The organism is uncultured Algibacter sp. (assembly GCF_947487605.1).
Classification (GTDB): Bacteria; Bacteroidota; Bacteroidia; order Flavobacteriales; family Flavobacteriaceae; genus Algibacter_D.
Map to the genome: position 1 here is coordinate 201,795 of NZ_CANKXK010000007.1, position 16,376 is coordinate 218,170.

Genomic DNA, 16,376 nt, shown 5'->3' on the forward strand with positions numbered 1-16,376 from the left:
TCGGTTCAATGAAAAAGTGTCTATTTATTGTTTTGCTTGTTATTTGTTTCGTATCATGCAAAAACGAATCGAAAAACAAGAATAATGCAGTACCTAACTCGGTTAATGAAAGTATTGGTAATGAAATTTCGTCAAAGTGGATAGTGCTTTTTGATGGAACTTCACTTGATAGTTGGAAAGGGTATTTGTCGGATGATGTTTATGAAGAATGGACTATTGATGATGGTGTTTTAGTTTTTACACCAAGTAATGAAGGCGGAAAAAATATAATCACTAAAAATAAGTACACCAATTTTGTTTTGTCTGTGGAATGGAAAATTTCTGAAGGCGGTAACAGTGGCATATTTTGGGGTGTATATGAAGATGAAAAGTATAAGGAAGCCTATGAAACAGGCGCTGAAATACAGGTGCTAGATAATGATAAACACCCAGATTCTTTTGTGGCAGAAGACACACACAAAGCAGGTTCATTATATGATTTAATTGGTTATTCTTCAGAATTTATAAACCCTGCGGGCGAATGGAATGTATGTGTTTTAGAAATAAACCATAATACAAACCAAGGAAAAGTTTCAATGAATGGTCATGATTCGATAACATTTCCGGTTCATGGAGCAGATTGGGATGCTATGGTAGCCAAATCAAAATTTAAAGATTGGGAAGGTTTCGCAAAATACCAGACAGGACATATAGGTTTACAAGACCACGGAGATAAGGTGTCTTACCGAAATATCAAAATAAAAGAATTGTAGTGTCATTCTGGAATAATTCTAGAAGTTGAAAGCTAAATGTTATTATGGCGCATCATAAGGAAGGCATCATTTTTTTTGATGAGACTTCTCTAAACAATTAGCGTATATTTATGTGATAATTCCATTTATGAAACAATTAAAATCGTATTACCGTATCATGTTTTTTGTCAGTATAACTGTGATGTTTTTGGGTTGTCAGTCCGAACAAAAACAATCAAAGGGGGAGAGGCTTGCTAAAAATATGTGTAGTTCCTGTCATTTATTTACAGAACCTGCTCTATTAACAAAAGAGGTGTGGGATGCTAATACACTTCCAGAAATGGGATTAAGATTAGGGATGTCTAAACATGGTAAAAGACTTTATGCTAAAACAAAAGAAGGTGTTTATTTTCCTAAACAACCTTTATTGTCTCAAGAAGATTGGGATGCAATAGTAGCTTATTATATAGAAAGTGCCCCAGATTCAATTGTTACAAAAAAACAGCATATAGCTAATACAAGTAATCTGTTTAAGTGTCAGACTTTTTCTTATGGGTTTCAGCCATCAACAATCATTACAATGGCAGCTTTTAATAGTTACGACAAAAGTTTATACCTAGGTGATGGTAGATTATCGTCTCTTTTCGTAGTAGATATGGATGGTAAAATTATCAAAAAAGAAAAATTAGATAGTCCACCCGTTAAAATAACCTTTCAAGATTCAGTAAAATCTGTTTTAACTATAGGTTCTTTATATCCTTCTAATAGACCATTGGGAATTCTTAAACTCGGTGATAAAAAAATTGATAGCCTAACAAGACCTGTAGATTTTTTGGTTAAAGACATCAATTCTGATGGATTTGAGGATGTGTTGATTTCTGAATTTGGTAATAATATTGGGAGTTTAGTGTGGTATGAAAATTTAAAAGACAAAAATTATAAGAGGCATACAATTCTTAATTTACCAGGGTCTATTAAAATGGATTATGCAGATATAAATCAAGATAATGTTGAAGATTTATTAGTGCTAGTATCGCAAGAAAGCGAAACGTTATATGCTTTAAATTTTCATGACGGTGAGTTTCAACAGACCAATCTCATTCAGCATCAACCTGCTTTTGGAAGTAATGATTTTCAAGTTACAGATATTGATATGGATGGCGATAAGGATATTATTTTAAGTAATGGCGATAATGCAGACTATTCAACCATACTTAAAGATTTTCATGGCGTTCGAATATTTGTAAACGATGGCAAAGGGGAATTTTCAGAAACTTATTTTTACCCGTTTCATGGTGCTAGCAAAGTGGTTGTTGATGATTTTAATTTAGATGGAAAAAAGGACATGCTTGCCATAGCAAACTTTGGAGATTTTAATGACGAAAACTATACCAGTGTTGTATTATTGCTAAATCAAGGTGGTTTAAATTTTAAACCTTATGCTATACCAGATGTGCCAAAATACAGATGGCAAACCATGGATTTAGCTGATATAGATGATGATGGTGATAAAGACATACTCATAGGTGCTTTTAATATTAATATTGGGCCAGAGGAGTCTGTGCTAAAAAAAGTACCTAAGGTTTCGTGGATAAAATTGGAAAATACTGTGTATTAGAAGTTTTATCCTGTTTTTTAATATTTATCTTTTTGTTAAAAAAATATATACAAATATATCAATAGAGTAAATATTTAACATTATTTTAATAATATTTCAAGTAAATGACAAAATAGTGTCATTTAACGAATTACTGTTATTCTATTTTTACCATTGGTATTACTCAACTTTTTAACGTGCCATAAGGCACACTCTAAACTAAATTATTAACAAACAAAACAATTATGAAGCAAAAACAACTATTTTGTAAGACTTTTAGGTTTAAAAAAAAGCTGCATGCATGCGCTATTGGCCTATTGTCAACACTTATTTATTTTAGCACACAATTAGCAATTGCTAATGTGGAAAATAGCTTTGAAGCTACAAATGTGTCAGAAGATTTGCAATCGACGATTACAGGTGGTATTAAAGATGAAAGCGGAGTGCCTTTAATAGGGGCTAACGTTTTGGTTAAAGGGACTTCTACAGGAACAGTAACTGATTTTGATGGAAATTTTTCGTTAACTGCTGACACAAATGCAACTTTAATGATTAGCTATGTGGGATATGTGTCTCAAGAAGTTAGTCTTAATGGAAGAACATCTGTGGATATTGTCATGGTAGAAGATGCTAGTCAACTAGCCGAAGTTGTAGTTACTGGTTATTCTACGCAAAGTACTAGAGATATTACTGGGTCAGTATCTACTATTAAATCAGAAAATTTAGAAGCTACAGCACCTACTGGTATTGAGCAAGCTTTACAAGGTCAAGCGTCTGGTGTCGTTGTAGGCAGTCAGGGTGGGCCAGGTGGAGCTGCAGCGGTAAGAATTAGAGGTTTTGGAACAGTTAATGCAAATGACCCACTATACATTATTGATGGGACACCAACTGAGGCTGGATTAAATGATATAAATCCAAATGATATCGCCTCTATTCAGATTTTGAAGGATGCTTCTTCCGCAGCAATTTATGGTTATAGAGCAGCTAATGGCGTTATTATTATTACGACTAAGGGCGGAAAAAAGAATAAAAAGTTATCTTTTAGGGCTAATGCTTATGTAGGTATAGATTTTATTCCTAATTCGGCATTTCCAGATATGGCAAGCCCTCAGCAAGTAGCAGAAAGTGTTTGGAGAGAATTTACAAATGATGGTAATACTCCAGCAAATGCGCAGTTTGGAAGTGGGACTTCTCCAGTACTTCCTAATTATTTAATACCTCAAGGGGTAGCTACTGCAGATGAAAGCTTATATGATCCATCTTCCAGAGCAACATCTATTACAAGAGCTAACCAGAGTGGTACAGATTGGTTTGATGAGTATTTTGATGCGGCTATTACTCAGAGTTATAATATTAGTGCTACAGCAGGAGGAGAAAACTCAAGTTTCTTTGCTTCTATGAGTGTCTTAGATCAAGAAGGGGTTGGTTATGAATCTGGATTTACTAGATATACCTTGCGTGCTAACTCATCCTTCGATATAAAAGATAACTTTAGAATTGGAGAAAATATTACAGTATCTTATTCAGATCAAATTACACCTCCAGGATCAGATGAAAATAACGGTACTATAGTTAGTTTGTATAGGTTACATCCTTTAATTCCTGTAAGAGATGTTGGTGGTAATTTTTCAGGATCTGGCGTTGGTGGACTAGGGAATGGAAATAATCCTATTGCCATTGCAGATAGAAATAAAGATAATAGCAATATAACCTTTAGAGCACTTGGTAATGTTTATGCCGAATTAGACATAATTAAAGACTTAACTTTAAAGACAAATTTGGGGTTTGATTTACGATCATTCAATCAGGTTTATTTTCAGCCTCCTCAATTAGAAGGTGAAATTTTTAATCAGGAAAACTCATTGTTTGAAAGAAATGATTCAGACAATACATATACATGGTTCAACACTTTGAATTATAGTAAAACCATTGGTGAAGTTAAATTAAATGTATTATTAGGTAGTGAGTTTAATAAGAATACATTTAGAAGTACTACTATAAATAAACCTACTTTTGATTTTTTTACTCCAAATTTGAGATATTTTGACAATGCTAGTGGTGCGTTTGGTGGATATGGTACGGGTTTTACAGAGGCTTATTTTTCATTATTTGGTAAGGTAGATGCTAATATAAAAGATAAATATCTTATCAGTGCAACTATTAGACGTGATGAGACTTCTTTGTTTGACGAGGCTAATAGGGATGGAGTATTTCCTTCAGGTAGTATTGGATGGAGAATTAGTGAAGAAGATTTTATGAAAGATTCAGATGTGTTTAGTTCTTTAATGCTTAAAGTTGGTTACGGTGTAGTTGGTAATGATGGTGGCTTTAGAGTTGATGCTAGATCTACTACAATTGGTCCTAACGTTGGAACTTATAACTATGCTACAAGTACAACATCTTCCGATCCTGGTGTAGGTATTGATTTAAGAGGCAATCCAGATATAGGTTGGGAAATAACAAAAACTTTAAATTTAGGTTTTACTTCTAGATTATTTAATAAACTTACTTTTGATTTTGATTACTATGATGCTACTACTGAAGATATGTTACTAGCTGTTCCTAGAGATTTAACAGTTCTAGGGGATATTAACGTGGTTCCTGGTAATTTTGGAGAAATGAACAACAAGGGATTTGACGCTTCATTAGCTTATGATAATTCTCAGTCAAGTAGTGAGTTTCAATATAGAGTGGGCTTAAATGTTTCGGCATATAAAAATAATGTAAATTTTTTAGATCCAACAAATCCAGATAGTTTTAGAGACGGTGATCGTATAAGAGACCAGAATCCAACAAAAACTCAAGCAGGGTATCCAATATCATCTTTTTATGGAAACACTTGGGTAGGGATTGAAAATGGAAGAGTGGTATTTGATGAATTGGATGATGCTGGTAACCCTGTGCCAGGTTTTATTGGTAACCCACACCCAGATTTCACTTATGGTCTTACGTTTAATGGGGATTACAAGAGTTTTGATTTTTCACTTCTATTTCAAGGATCACAGGGTAATGATATTTATAATTTTAATAAGTTCTTTACCGATTTTAATAAATTTTCAGGAGCAAGAAGTTTAAATTATGTTAACGAAGTTGGGTTACCTGCGGTTACTGGTAATTCTACTCTTGTTGATCGTGAAGCTGCTGCATCTACATATTATGTTGAAGATGGATCTTATTTAAGATTAAAGAATTTAGTAATTGGGTATACTTTGCCTAATTCTGTAGCTGAAAAACTTAAAGTAGAAAAATTAAGACTTTACCTACAGGGTAAAAATTTAATTACTATTACGGATTATTCTGGTTTAGATCCTGAAATAAGTTTAAGAAGTTTTGAAGGATCCGTTGGGGCTCCAAGTGCTACTCCTCCAAACAGGACGGATCCAGGAGATAACTTGACCTTTGGTGTAGATACAGGTACTTATCCTATTAACCGATCAATAATTTTCGGAATTAATGTTTCATTTTAAAAAAAAAACTATGAAGAATATAATAAAAACATTTTTATTTTTTGCAATAGCAGTAAGTGTGTTTTCCTGTGATAAAGAATTAGATATTCCGCTGTCAACACTTTCTGAAAGTGAGTTGGTGCCAGATGTTGATTTAGCAGAAAAATTCACTGTGGCTGCTTATGGTGCTTTAGAAATGCGTCGAGAGGCTGCTGCCTCTAACTGGACGTTTGGAGGTACTGGTTCAGATAATGCCTATAAGGGGAGTACTCCAGGAGATCAATCTGAAATCACCCAAATGGAAGTTTATGAAGTATCTCCTAACAATGAATATGTAAGATTAAGGTGGAGAGGTCTTTATGAAGGTGTAGCAAGAGCTAATGCCGCAATAAATGTTGTAAATAGAGGTTTGGAATCTGGTGCTATTGATGCAGAATTGGGGAATACTTACTTGGGAGAGTTACGCTTTTTAAGAGGATTTTTTCATTTTCAAGCTAAGATGACTTTTGGCAATGTGCCTTATGTTGATGAAAATACTACAGAAAATCCTGGAAATGAAAATGATATTTGGCCGAATATTGAAGCCGATTTTCAATTTGCTATAGATAATTTAGATCCTGACCCTGTGCGCTATGCTGGTGCAAATCAATGGAACTCTAAGGCTTATTTAGCTAAGGTGCATATGTATCAGATGGATTACCCTGCTGCAAAACCAATTTTACAAGATATTATTGATAATGGACCTTATAATTTGACGCCTAGTTTCCATCAAAATTTTAACTATGCCTATAATAATAATGGCGAAACCGTGTTTGCAGTTCAATATGCCGTGAATGATGGATCAGGAGCTAGTCAAGATAATGGAAATCAGGGTGATGAATTAAACTATCCACATAGTGCAAGCCCTTTTGGATGTTGTGGTTTCTATCAACCTTCACACGATTTAGTAAATGCTTATTTAACAGATTCAAATGGGTTGCCATTAACAACACCAATATCTGATCCAGCTGATTATGTTGCTAATACAGATCCTTCGGATATTGTTTCTGGTTCTCCTAGAAATGTTCCTGTTGAAGATGGAGATGCTGGTACGTCGATTTTTCCTGAGGAGACTAGGACTCTAGATCCAAGACTTGATTGGACAGTTGCTAGAACAGGGATTCCTTTATTTGATCGTGGAGATTTTATGTTATCTTGGGCTAGAGATCCTGCAAACGGAGGCCCATATTATAGTAAAAAATTATTATGGTCTGAGGCAGATGATGGTCTTGCAAGAGTAGCAGGGGGATGGGGACAAAACATTGGTACCATTCAAACAAATCTTATTCGTTATGCTGAAATATTATTATGGCGTGCAGAAATTGCTGCTTCCGAAAGTGATTTGATGACAGCAATGAATTTAGTAGATGAAGTTAGAGCAAGAAATATGGATTCAGCAAATTGGGTCAAAGAAAATGATGGAGTTACAGATGCGGCAAATTATGCCATAGGGTTATATGAAGATACATACCCTGGAGGTTTTCCTGATGCTACCTTTGCTATGAATGCAGTGGTTATGGAATACCGTTTAGAGACTGCTTTAGAAGGTCATCGTTTCTTTGACTTAGTCCGTAGAGGCATAGCTGAACAAGTTTTAAATGGATATTTATCACGTCCACAATTTAGAGGTTATTTAAGTAGTGCTAGTTTTACCGTTAAAAGAAGTATTTATCCTTTACCACAAGAAGCTATAAATTTAGCTTTTGGTGCGTTAAATCAAAATGATTTTTCACAAAATTAGTTTAAGTTTATTTTGAGTTAGTTAATTAACAGGGCGTTTTGCGCCCTGTTTCTTATTTTTGTAAAACATTAAATGCATTAAAATGTTTAAAAATTCTTACCTAGTTGTTGTATTAATTATAGCCATATCTTCATGTAGTAAAACAAAATCATCTAAAAAAATATTTAGTCAATTAGGAGAAAAAGATACGCACATTAACTTTTCTAATAACCTTACTGAAAACGATTCTCTTAATTATTTTACCTACCCATATTTGTATTTAGGTGCTGGCGTTTCAGCAGGTGATATTAATAATGATGGGTTAATAGATTTATATTTTACCGGCAATATGGTTGAAAATAAACTATACCTAAATAAAGGTAATTTACAATTTGAAGATATAACAGATAAAGCAAAAGTTGCTGGAGACTCAAGGTGGTACACTGGTGTTACTATGGCTGATGTAAATAATGATGGTTTGTTGGATATTTACTGCTCAGTGGGTGGTAAATTTTCACCAAAACAGAATCAACTATTTATAAATAATGGCGATTTAACATTTACAGAACAAGCTTCAGAATATGGTCTTAACGATAGTGGAAATGGCATTCAAAGTACGTTTTTTGATTATGATATGGATGGCGATTTAGATGTTTATGTTGCAAATTATCCAGAAACGGCTTTTAATGCACCTCCAAGCCATTATGCATTTAAACTAAAATACCCGTCAGAGAATGAGACTGATAAGCTATTCAGAAATAATGGAGACAATACCTTTACAGATGTTACAAATGAATCAGGTTTAAAATCCTTTGGGCTCACTTTAAGCGCAACAGTTGCAGATCTTAATAATGATGGATGGTCAGACTTATATATTTCGAATGACTTTAGTTCGCCAGATTTTATGTTTCAAAACAATAAGGATGGTACATTTACCAATGTTCTAAAAACCGCTACTAAGCACACTTCTCATTTTGGTATGGGCGTTGATATTGCCGATTTTAATAATGATGGCCTTCTAGATATTATGCAGGTTGATATGGACGCTGCTGACAATAGGAGAGCAAAAGCTAATATGGCAAGCATGAACCCTAATCTGTTTTGGAAAACTGTAAATGCAGGCTTTCAATTTCAGTATATGCACAATACATTGCAACTAAATAATGGGATGTTACATGATAGTATTCCAGATTTTAGTAATGTTTCTAGATTATCAGGTTTATCTTCAACAGATTGGAGTTGGGGACCACTATTGGCAGATTTTGATAACGATGGATTTAAAGATGTATTTATCACCAACGGGACTCGACGAGAAATAAATAATAAAGATTATATAAAAAAGCTAGAGCGAAAGGTAAACAATAACGATAGTTTACTAGCATGGAATCTTGCCATGCCTACCGAAAAAATAGATAACTTCATATTTAAAAACAAAGGCGATTTAACTTTTGAAAAAGTAAATGACAGATGGGGGCTGACTTATGAAGGGTTTTCAAATGGTGCAGTTTATGTAGATTTAGATAACGATGGCGATTTAGAAATTGTAACCAATAATATTGATGATAACGCCTCAGTTTTTAAAAACAATAGCAGTAATAAGAATAATTATATTGTTTTAAATTTTAAAGGAACATCAAAAAATCCTTTTGGCTTAGGGGCAAAAGCTTATCTTATTCATGGAGAAAACCAACAGTTTCAAGAAATGACTCTAACAAGAGGTTTTCAATCCTCCATCGCGCCCCAATTACATTTTGGGATAGGAACCGAAACTGTTATTGATTCTTTAAAAATAAAGTGGCCAGATGGAAAAACACAAACATTTGCTAATGTTAATGCAAATCAGTTTTTAACTATTGATTATAATGATGCTATGGTAACTTCCGAAGTTATGGTGAGTAAACCTAAAGCAATTTTTAAAACAGTTAACGACTCATCATTAGTGTTAAAGCATAAGCATACTGAAAATATCTACGACGATTTTGAAAAAGAAATTTTATTACCACATCAAACATCGCGATTAGGTCCTTCAGTAGCTGTTGGCGATTTAAACGGCGATGGTGAAGACGATATTATTATTGGTGGCGCCTCAGAGTATCGTGCGGGAATTTATTACCAAACGCCAGAAGGTTTTGAAAAACAAACCATTGAAGCTATAGAAAATGATAGAAGAAGCGAAGATATAGGCATTCTTATTTTTGATGCAGATGGTGATGCTGATAATGATATTTATATAGTGAGTGGTGGTAATGAATTTAGGCCTATTGATAAAATTTTACAGGATAGATTATACATTAATAATGGAACTGGTAATTTTACAAAATCGCTCGAAGCACTTCCAGAAATGATTTCAAGTGGTGGTAGAGTACAGAGCGTAGATTTTGATAAAGATGGTGATTTGGATTTGTTTGTAAGCGGAAGGCTAGTGTCTCGTAATTACCCAATACCAGCAAATAGTTATATTTTAGAAAATGTAAGCACACCAAATACCCCAAAATTTATTGATGTCACTCAAAAAATGGCTCCAGATTTAACAGGTTTAGGAATGGCTACTGATGCCGTTTGGACCGATTATAATAATGATGGTTGGGTTGATTTAATAGTAGTAGGAGAGTGGATGCCTATTACTGTTTTTGAAAATAATGAGGGTGTTTTTAAAAACAAGACGAGATCTTTAAATCTTGAAGATTCCAATGGCTGGTGGTTTAGTATAAAAGAGGGTGATTTTGATGGTGATGGAGATAGCGATTATATAGTTGGTAATCTAGGTTTAAATTTTAAATATAAAGCCAATGAAGATGAAACATTCGATATTTATTTTAACGATTTTGATGGTAATAAAACCAACGATATTGTTTTAAGTTATGTTAATAATGGAGAGCAGTACCCTGTGAGAGGACGACAATGTTCGTCACAGCAAATGCCAGCAATAAAGAAAAAGTTTAAAGATTATGAATCGTATTCAATTGCGACTTTGGAAGATATTTATACAGATGACGTTTTAGAAAATTCATTACATTATCAGGTGAAATCGTTTGCCAGTATTTATTTGGAAAATAAGGATGGTAAACTTATAAAACATAATTTGCCTAATGAGGCTCAATTATCATCTATCAATCAAATATTAATTGATGATTATAATAAAGATGGTTTTTTAGATGCTGTTATCGCAGGGAATTTATATAGTGCAGAAGTTGAAACACCAAGAAATGATGCCAGTATTGGTTTATATTTAAAAGGGAATGGAAAAGGCGATTTCTTGCCAATTACTGCTTATGATAGTGGTTTAGTTATACCTGGGGATGTTAAAGATTTAGCAGAAATAAGTGTAAAAGGCAAAAAGTATATTGTAGCTGTAAAGAATAATGATTATTTGCAGTTAGTAAAGCTGTAAATAACTTTATTAATGTTTTTTATGAATTAGAGTAACAGTCAAAATAATTATTGGCTGCACCAGCTAAGAAATTCATATTTTCGCATCTTTAAAAACACAGTATGGATATCTCTAAGGTAAAGTTGGTAGTTTCAGATATGGATGGGACATTATTAAACCCTAAAGGTGAAGTAAGCAATCGTTTTTTTGAACTATTTAATGCCTTAAAAAAACAAGATATTCATTTTGTTGCGGCAAGCGGAAGACAGCATCAAAGCATACTACATAAATTGGATGCCATAAAGCAGGATATTTCAATAATTGCCGAAAATGGTGGTGTGATGCAGCATGATAATAAAACAGATATCCTTCTTAGGTTATCATCAGATGCCGTTCTAGAAGCTGTTAAAGTCTTGCGAACTATAAAAGACACCTACATTGTTTTATGTGGTAAAAAAGCCGCCTATATTGAAACGAATGATGAAGCATTTATTTCAAAATTTAGTGAGTATTATACATCTTATGAAGTTGTAAAAGATTTAACAAAAGTAAACGATGACGATTTTTTAAAAATTGCGGTATATCATTTTGAATCTTCTGAAACGTATATTTTACCTGCTATGGAATATTTGCAAGACCAAATGAAGATTATTGTCTCTGGACAAAACTGGTTAGATATTTCACATATTGATGCTAACAAAGGTTATGCACTTACAAGACTTCAAAAAACGTTAGGTATTTCTGAAGAAGAAACAATGGTTTTTGGAGATTATAATAACGATTTAGAGATGTTAGAATTGGCACATTTTAGTTATGCGATGGCAAATGCGCATCCTAACGTTAAAAAAGTAGCACGTTACGAAACTAAAAGTAATGCTGAAGAAGGGGTAGAAGCTGTACTTGAGCAGTTGGTAAATAGACTTTAGTTACACGTTTTTTTGGATATTAGTTTTGGCTAGTGATATACTTCTTTCTTAAATGAAAAATAACTATCATAAACGCTGTAAATACCAATGTCAATAAAAAGATATAGCTCATAATTAAATCACTCAAATTAGAGATAAAACCTAATAATACAGGCCCTATTAGAAAACCGACAAAGCCAATTCCAGAAACAACTGAAATAGCTACAGATGTACTAATATGCACTGCTCTACCCGCTAGTCTAAAAATTTCAGGAACGATTACAGAAAGTCCAAGACCTAAAACACCGTAACCTAAAACGCTAATATAGAAATTGGATACTAGTATTAAAGAATAAGCAACCATAGCAATAATACAACCATAAGCTATGGTTTTAACAGCACCTATTTTGTAACTAATTCCATCTCCTAAAAATCGTCCTAAGGTCATCGTTAAAGAAAAAGTTACAAATCCCAAACCCGCTTGACTTTCTGAAACTTGAACAATGTCAAACAAAAACAAATTGCTCCAATGCTCTACAGCACCTTCATTAAACATGATAATAAAAGCAACTATTGATAAACCCAGTACAGGCATTATATTTTTAAATATACTGGTACTTTCTTTATGCTCTTTTTGAGCAGGTTCTATAATGTTTTCGTAGTGTTTAGCTAATAATAATGTTGTTAAAATTATAAATGAAGTGATTAATAACATATGATAACTTGGGTTAGAAAATTTTCCAATCAATAGGCTGCCTATGCCCGCTCCAATAAATCCTCCTAAACTAAAAAAACCATGTACAGCAGACATGAGATTTAGTTTATCTCTTTTTTCTATTATTGAAACTAAAGCATTCATTGATACATCTGTAAAGCCAGAGAAAACCCCAGTCATAAACAAACTAGTGCATAATAGTGCATAATTTGGAGCTACTAATATTAAGTTATAAAGTAAAGCAGAAAGAATCATCCCCATTTTGGTTGAACGACCAGTACCTAGCAGCTTATTTATATAAGGAACCGCTGGTATTGAGGCCAATAAACCACATGCAGTAAAAAATAAAGCTAAACCAATTTGAGAATCATTCAACTCAAATTTCATTTTAATATGAGGCAAATAAAGTATCCAAGTCCCTACCAATATATTAGTTGAAGAAAACACCCAAGAAGGTGCAAAATATTTTAGATTTGAAAGAATAAGTTGTAGCGATTTCACTTGTATTATTTTTTTGTACAAAGAAACAACACAAGCTATTTGCAGACTAGAATTATATGCTCATTTGATAATACATTTTTTTCAGTAAGTAAGGCATTATTTTCATTAAGGACGAAGTTATTGATTGAATTTTGTATTTATTAATAGTTTGACTATCAATAAATATTTGTATTTGTTAACCTAACTGTATATAGTCCCTCTTTTTAGGCAGTTAAACCGATTTATTTTAACTGTATTGTGAATTCTTAAAAAGTTAAACAAAATTACCCTTTAAGTATGCTATTTTACCTTATGCCTTTTCTGGTTTACTATAGTTTTATAAAATCAAATAGTTTGTTAACCTATACCTATCTAATCATTTTTTGTTATACAAACTGATTTTGTGTAAATGTATTAAGATACACTTACAAGTTTTTTAAACTTAATGCCTCTCTTCTACAAATAGCCTTTTTAAAGTTTTGAATTAGACTAATATGTTGTGCGTGAAAATTAAATAACATTAACTGAATTAACTTTAAAAATCATGAAAAAAAATTACAATTTATTATTGTTGCTTACAGCTTTTGTAAGCGTTATGGCTTTTGGTCAGACTGCAACACATAAAACAAATGGAGTTGGCACTAGTTGGAATACTGCTGCTAATTGGATTTCGGTAACAGACCCTGTAGCTGATCCTGTAACAGTTCCTGGAACCTCTGCTTCTGATATTCCACAATTAACCCATGACATGACACTTGACATAGATGCTGCCGTTAAAGGCCTTGTTCTTAAAGGAAATACTTTATCTGGAACGAATACGTTAACAATAGATGTGAATTCTGGAACCAATAGTAATGATGCTGTTGTTATGAGTGCTAATGGAACAACAACAATTGGCGTGCCTATTGTGATAAATAATTCTGGAGGTAGTGCTACTAAAAAAGCAAGGTTTACGATTAACAACAAAGCTGGTAATAGTAGAAAAATTATTTTTAATGCTGACGCTTCAATTACAGTCACAACTGGAGCTGAATTAATAACTTCTAGCTCAGACGATACAATAGTTATAAGATGTAATGTTTCAGGAGGTGCTTCTTTACTTTTAGATGGTTATGTTACATTTGCCATAGCTTCAGATAACACTGGTTTTACGTCTTCATTTCAAGCAATTTCGGGTGCTGTAATTGCTAATAATGAAACTCTAGGAGGTTTTTTACCAGCTACAGCAACTAAATACCAAGTAAATGGTACTTCTAGCCTATCATTAAATAAGGTAGATATTATGAGAACTGGATATAATGTAGTAGATGGGGTAGTTTTTACATTAAACATAAACGCAAATCAACCATCTATGGGAGTTATTGATTTTGCTAATGGTGCTACTGCTTCAGCAATCTATAATATTGTTATTGATCCAGCTGTTACAAATATTGGTTTTGCTGATAGTTCTACGAAAAGCTGGGATGGTGGTGTAGTTAATATCACTGGATTTAAAAACAAACTTATTAAAGTAGGTGTAGGCGGTTTAACTGAAGACCAATTGGCTGCTATTACTGCGGATGGTCAAACAGGTATTACAATTGATACTCAAGGGTTTTTAAATAATCCAATTTTATCAACTAAAACTCAAGATGCATTCAAGTTTAGTGTGTATCCAAACCCTGTAAGTAATACGTTAAATATTAATAGCAAAGAAGTATTATCATCAGTTAAGGTTTATAGTCTTTTAGGGAAAAGAGTATTACAGTTAACTAATAATCTAGAAAGCATTAATGTATCTAGTTTAAGTAATGGTGTTTACATCCTGAAATTAGAAGCTAGAAATGGTGCTTCAGTAACAAGAAGAATTGTAAAACAATAAGTAAATTATTTATGGTAAACAAAACCGTAAATAGTTGATACTGTTTTTTATTTGAAAATAAAACATCCAAATTAGAAATAATTTGGGTGTTTTCAGTTAATAGAGCATTTACTTTAAAGGTGTTAATGCTAATTCTTGTTTGAAATTATTGTAAAAGAAAGTAGTTTTTTGTTAGAAGAAAAAATGAATGCACAGTCTCAACTACAAGATGCTTTTTATTTTGAAAATGGAAAGGAAGCAGGCGTGTTTTATTCCAGTGACTTTAAATAAGAATATGAGTTTAAAGAATATCGTTTCACTTATTGCGATTTTTGTTTTTGGTTTACAATTTATATGGAGCCAAAGCGGAAGTGCGAAATTTTGTGTTGATGCGGAACCCTTATGTAGTTCTGGTTTGTTTTCTTATCCAAATACCTCTGGCTTAAATTTTGCAGAAACAGGTCCAGATTATGGCTGTTTGTTTGCTATGGCAAATCCGTCTTGGTTTTATTTTCAAATAAATCAAGCTGGAAATATTACACTACAAATAGAACAAAGCGAATCACTTGGAGGAACACCAAATCTAGATGTTGATTATGTTATTTATGGACCTTTTAATGATCCAGTAACTCCTTGCGTAGTAGATTTAAATGCCTCAAATATTGTATCTTGTAGTTTTAAAACAGACGTTGTAGAGTTTGCAAATATTACAAATACCAATATAGGCGATTATTATTTGTTATTAATTACTAATTTTTCCACATTACCTGGCTTTATAACCGTAACACAAATTGCTGGTGCTGCAACTATAAATTGTAAATTATTAGACGCTCCTATCGTTTCAAGTAAAGTTGCTTGTCAAGGCGATGTACTTAATTTAGATGCCACTACAGCCAATGCCGTAAACTATGTGTGGTATCAAGACGATGGTAGTGGTACAAATACCGATGTGCTTATAGCGGGAGCTAATGGTGCCTCCTTAAATGTTACAGATACAAACGTTTATAAAGCAAAAGCTTTTGATGCCAATAATGTGTTTTTAGAAAGTTACGAATTCAATATAGAATTTTATGAAACACCAAATATACCTATAAACATTAGTCCTTATGCTGTTTGTGATAATTTTGGTGATAACGATGGTATTTGCGAATTTAATTTTAGCAGTAAAGATGCCGAAATATTAAATGGACGAAACCCTTCAGATTTTTTAGTGACTTATTATAATGAAGCGTCTAAAGTTATTCATGGCAACCTAACCGAATCAATAAGCAGTACCTATATTAATAGTTTGCCTAAAGAACAGATTTGGGTAAGGGTTGAAAATATTTTAACAAACGATATAATCTGTTATGACGTTGGGTCATTTATCATACAAGGCAATCTTTTGCCCGAAGCAAATCTAGAACCTGATTACCTGTTGTGTTTAAATACGAATGGAACCGAAGAGGTCGTTACCCCTCCCATTATAGATACAGGTTTAGATGTGGCTAATTTCAGTTTTATATGGAGGTTAAACGGAACAATTTTACCACT

Annotated in this window: 10 protein-coding genes; 9 read left to right on the top strand and 1 reads right to left on the bottom strand. The window is 33.0% G+C overall.

Translation table 11 applies throughout. The annotated features are described in order from the left end of the window. Positions 1-8: 8 nt before the first annotated feature. The 6 genes from Q0739_RS09995 (at position 9) to Q0739_RS10020 (ending at position 11,829) form a co-directional block, all read left to right on the top strand. Positions 9-752: a DUF1080 domain-containing protein gene (locus Q0739_RS09995; RefSeq protein ID WP_298238583.1), complete on the top strand. Its 744-nt coding sequence runs from the start codon at positions 9-11 to the stop codon at positions 750-752. Positions 753-879: 127 nt separating this feature from the next. Next, positions 880-2,349, top strand: coding sequence for an FG-GAP-like repeat-containing protein (locus Q0739_RS10000; protein WP_298238584.1), 1,470 nt, complete (start codon positions 880-882; stop codon positions 2,347-2,349). 224 nt (positions 2,350-2,573) lie between these two features. Next, entirely contained in the window at positions 2,574-5,795 is a 3,222-nt protein-coding gene (locus tag Q0739_RS10005; protein ID WP_298238585.1) for a SusC/RagA family TonB-linked outer membrane protein, read from the top strand. A gap of 10 nt (positions 5,796-5,805) precedes the next feature. Further along, positions 5,806-7,554 carry a RagB/SusD family nutrient uptake outer membrane protein gene (locus Q0739_RS10010; RefSeq protein ID WP_298238586.1) on the top strand — a complete coding sequence of 583 codons (1,749 nt, stop codon included), beginning with the start codon at positions 5,806-5,808 and terminating at the stop codon, positions 7,552-7,554. Between the two features lie 82 nt (positions 7,555-7,636). After that, entirely contained in the window at positions 7,637-10,924 is a 3,288-nt protein-coding gene (locus Q0739_RS10015; RefSeq protein ID WP_298238587.1) for an FG-GAP-like repeat-containing protein, read from the top strand. A 101-nt stretch (positions 10,925-11,025) separates the two neighbouring features. Next, on the top strand, positions 11,026-11,829 hold the full coding sequence (locus Q0739_RS10020) for an HAD family hydrolase (protein WP_298238588.1): 804 nt from the start codon (positions 11,026-11,028) through the stop codon (positions 11,827-11,829). A 19-nt stretch (positions 11,830-11,848) separates the two neighbouring features. Here Q0739_RS10020 and Q0739_RS10025 read toward each other — a convergent pair whose 3' ends face one another. Further along, positions 11,849-13,024 (bottom strand): MFS transporter, encoded by a 1,176-nt coding sequence (locus Q0739_RS10025; RefSeq protein WP_298238589.1) that lies wholly within the window; start codon positions 13,022-13,024, stop codon positions 11,849-11,851. A gap of 523 nt (positions 13,025-13,547) precedes the next feature. On the opposite strand from Q0739_RS10025, the gene Q0739_RS10030 reads away from it, so the two are divergent. The 3 genes from Q0739_RS10030 to Q0739_RS10040 all read left to right on the top strand — a co-directional run. Beyond that, entirely contained in the window at positions 13,548-14,864 is a 1,317-nt protein-coding gene (locus Q0739_RS10030) for a T9SS type A sorting domain-containing protein (RefSeq protein ID WP_298238590.1), read from the top strand. A gap of 135 nt (positions 14,865-14,999) precedes the next feature. Continuing rightward, positions 15,000-15,134, top strand: coding sequence for a hypothetical protein (locus Q0739_RS10035; protein WP_298238591.1), 135 nt, complete (start codon positions 15,000-15,002; stop codon positions 15,132-15,134). A 4-nt stretch (positions 15,135-15,138) separates the two neighbouring features. Then, positions 15,139-16,376: hypothetical protein (locus tag Q0739_RS10040; protein ID WP_298238592.1), on the top strand; the 1,238-nt coding region annotated here is incomplete at its 3' end.

Coding starts and splice junctions, on each gene's coding strand:
- Q0739_RS10000 (WP_298238584.1), top strand. CDS start 880: ATGAAACAATTAAAATCGTATTACCGTATCATGTTTTTTGTCAGTATA.
- Q0739_RS10030 (WP_298238590.1), top strand. CDS start 13,548: ATGAAAAAAAATTACAATTTATTATTGTTGCTTACAGCTTTTGTAAGC.
- Q0739_RS10015 (WP_298238587.1), top strand. CDS start 7,637: ATGTTTAAAAATTCTTACCTAGTTGTTGTATTAATTATAGCCATATCT.
- Q0739_RS10010 (WP_298238586.1), top strand. CDS start 5,806: ATGAAGAATATAATAAAAACATTTTTATTTTTTGCAATAGCAGTAAGT.
- Q0739_RS09995 (WP_298238583.1), top strand. CDS start 9: ATGAAAAAGTGTCTATTTATTGTTTTGCTTGTTATTTGTTTCGTATCA.
- Q0739_RS10005 (WP_298238585.1), top strand. CDS start 2,574: ATGAAGCAAAAACAACTATTTTGTAAGACTTTTAGGTTTAAAAAAAAG.
- Q0739_RS10020 (WP_298238588.1), top strand. CDS start 11,026: ATGGATATCTCTAAGGTAAAGTTGGTAGTTTCAGATATGGATGGGACA.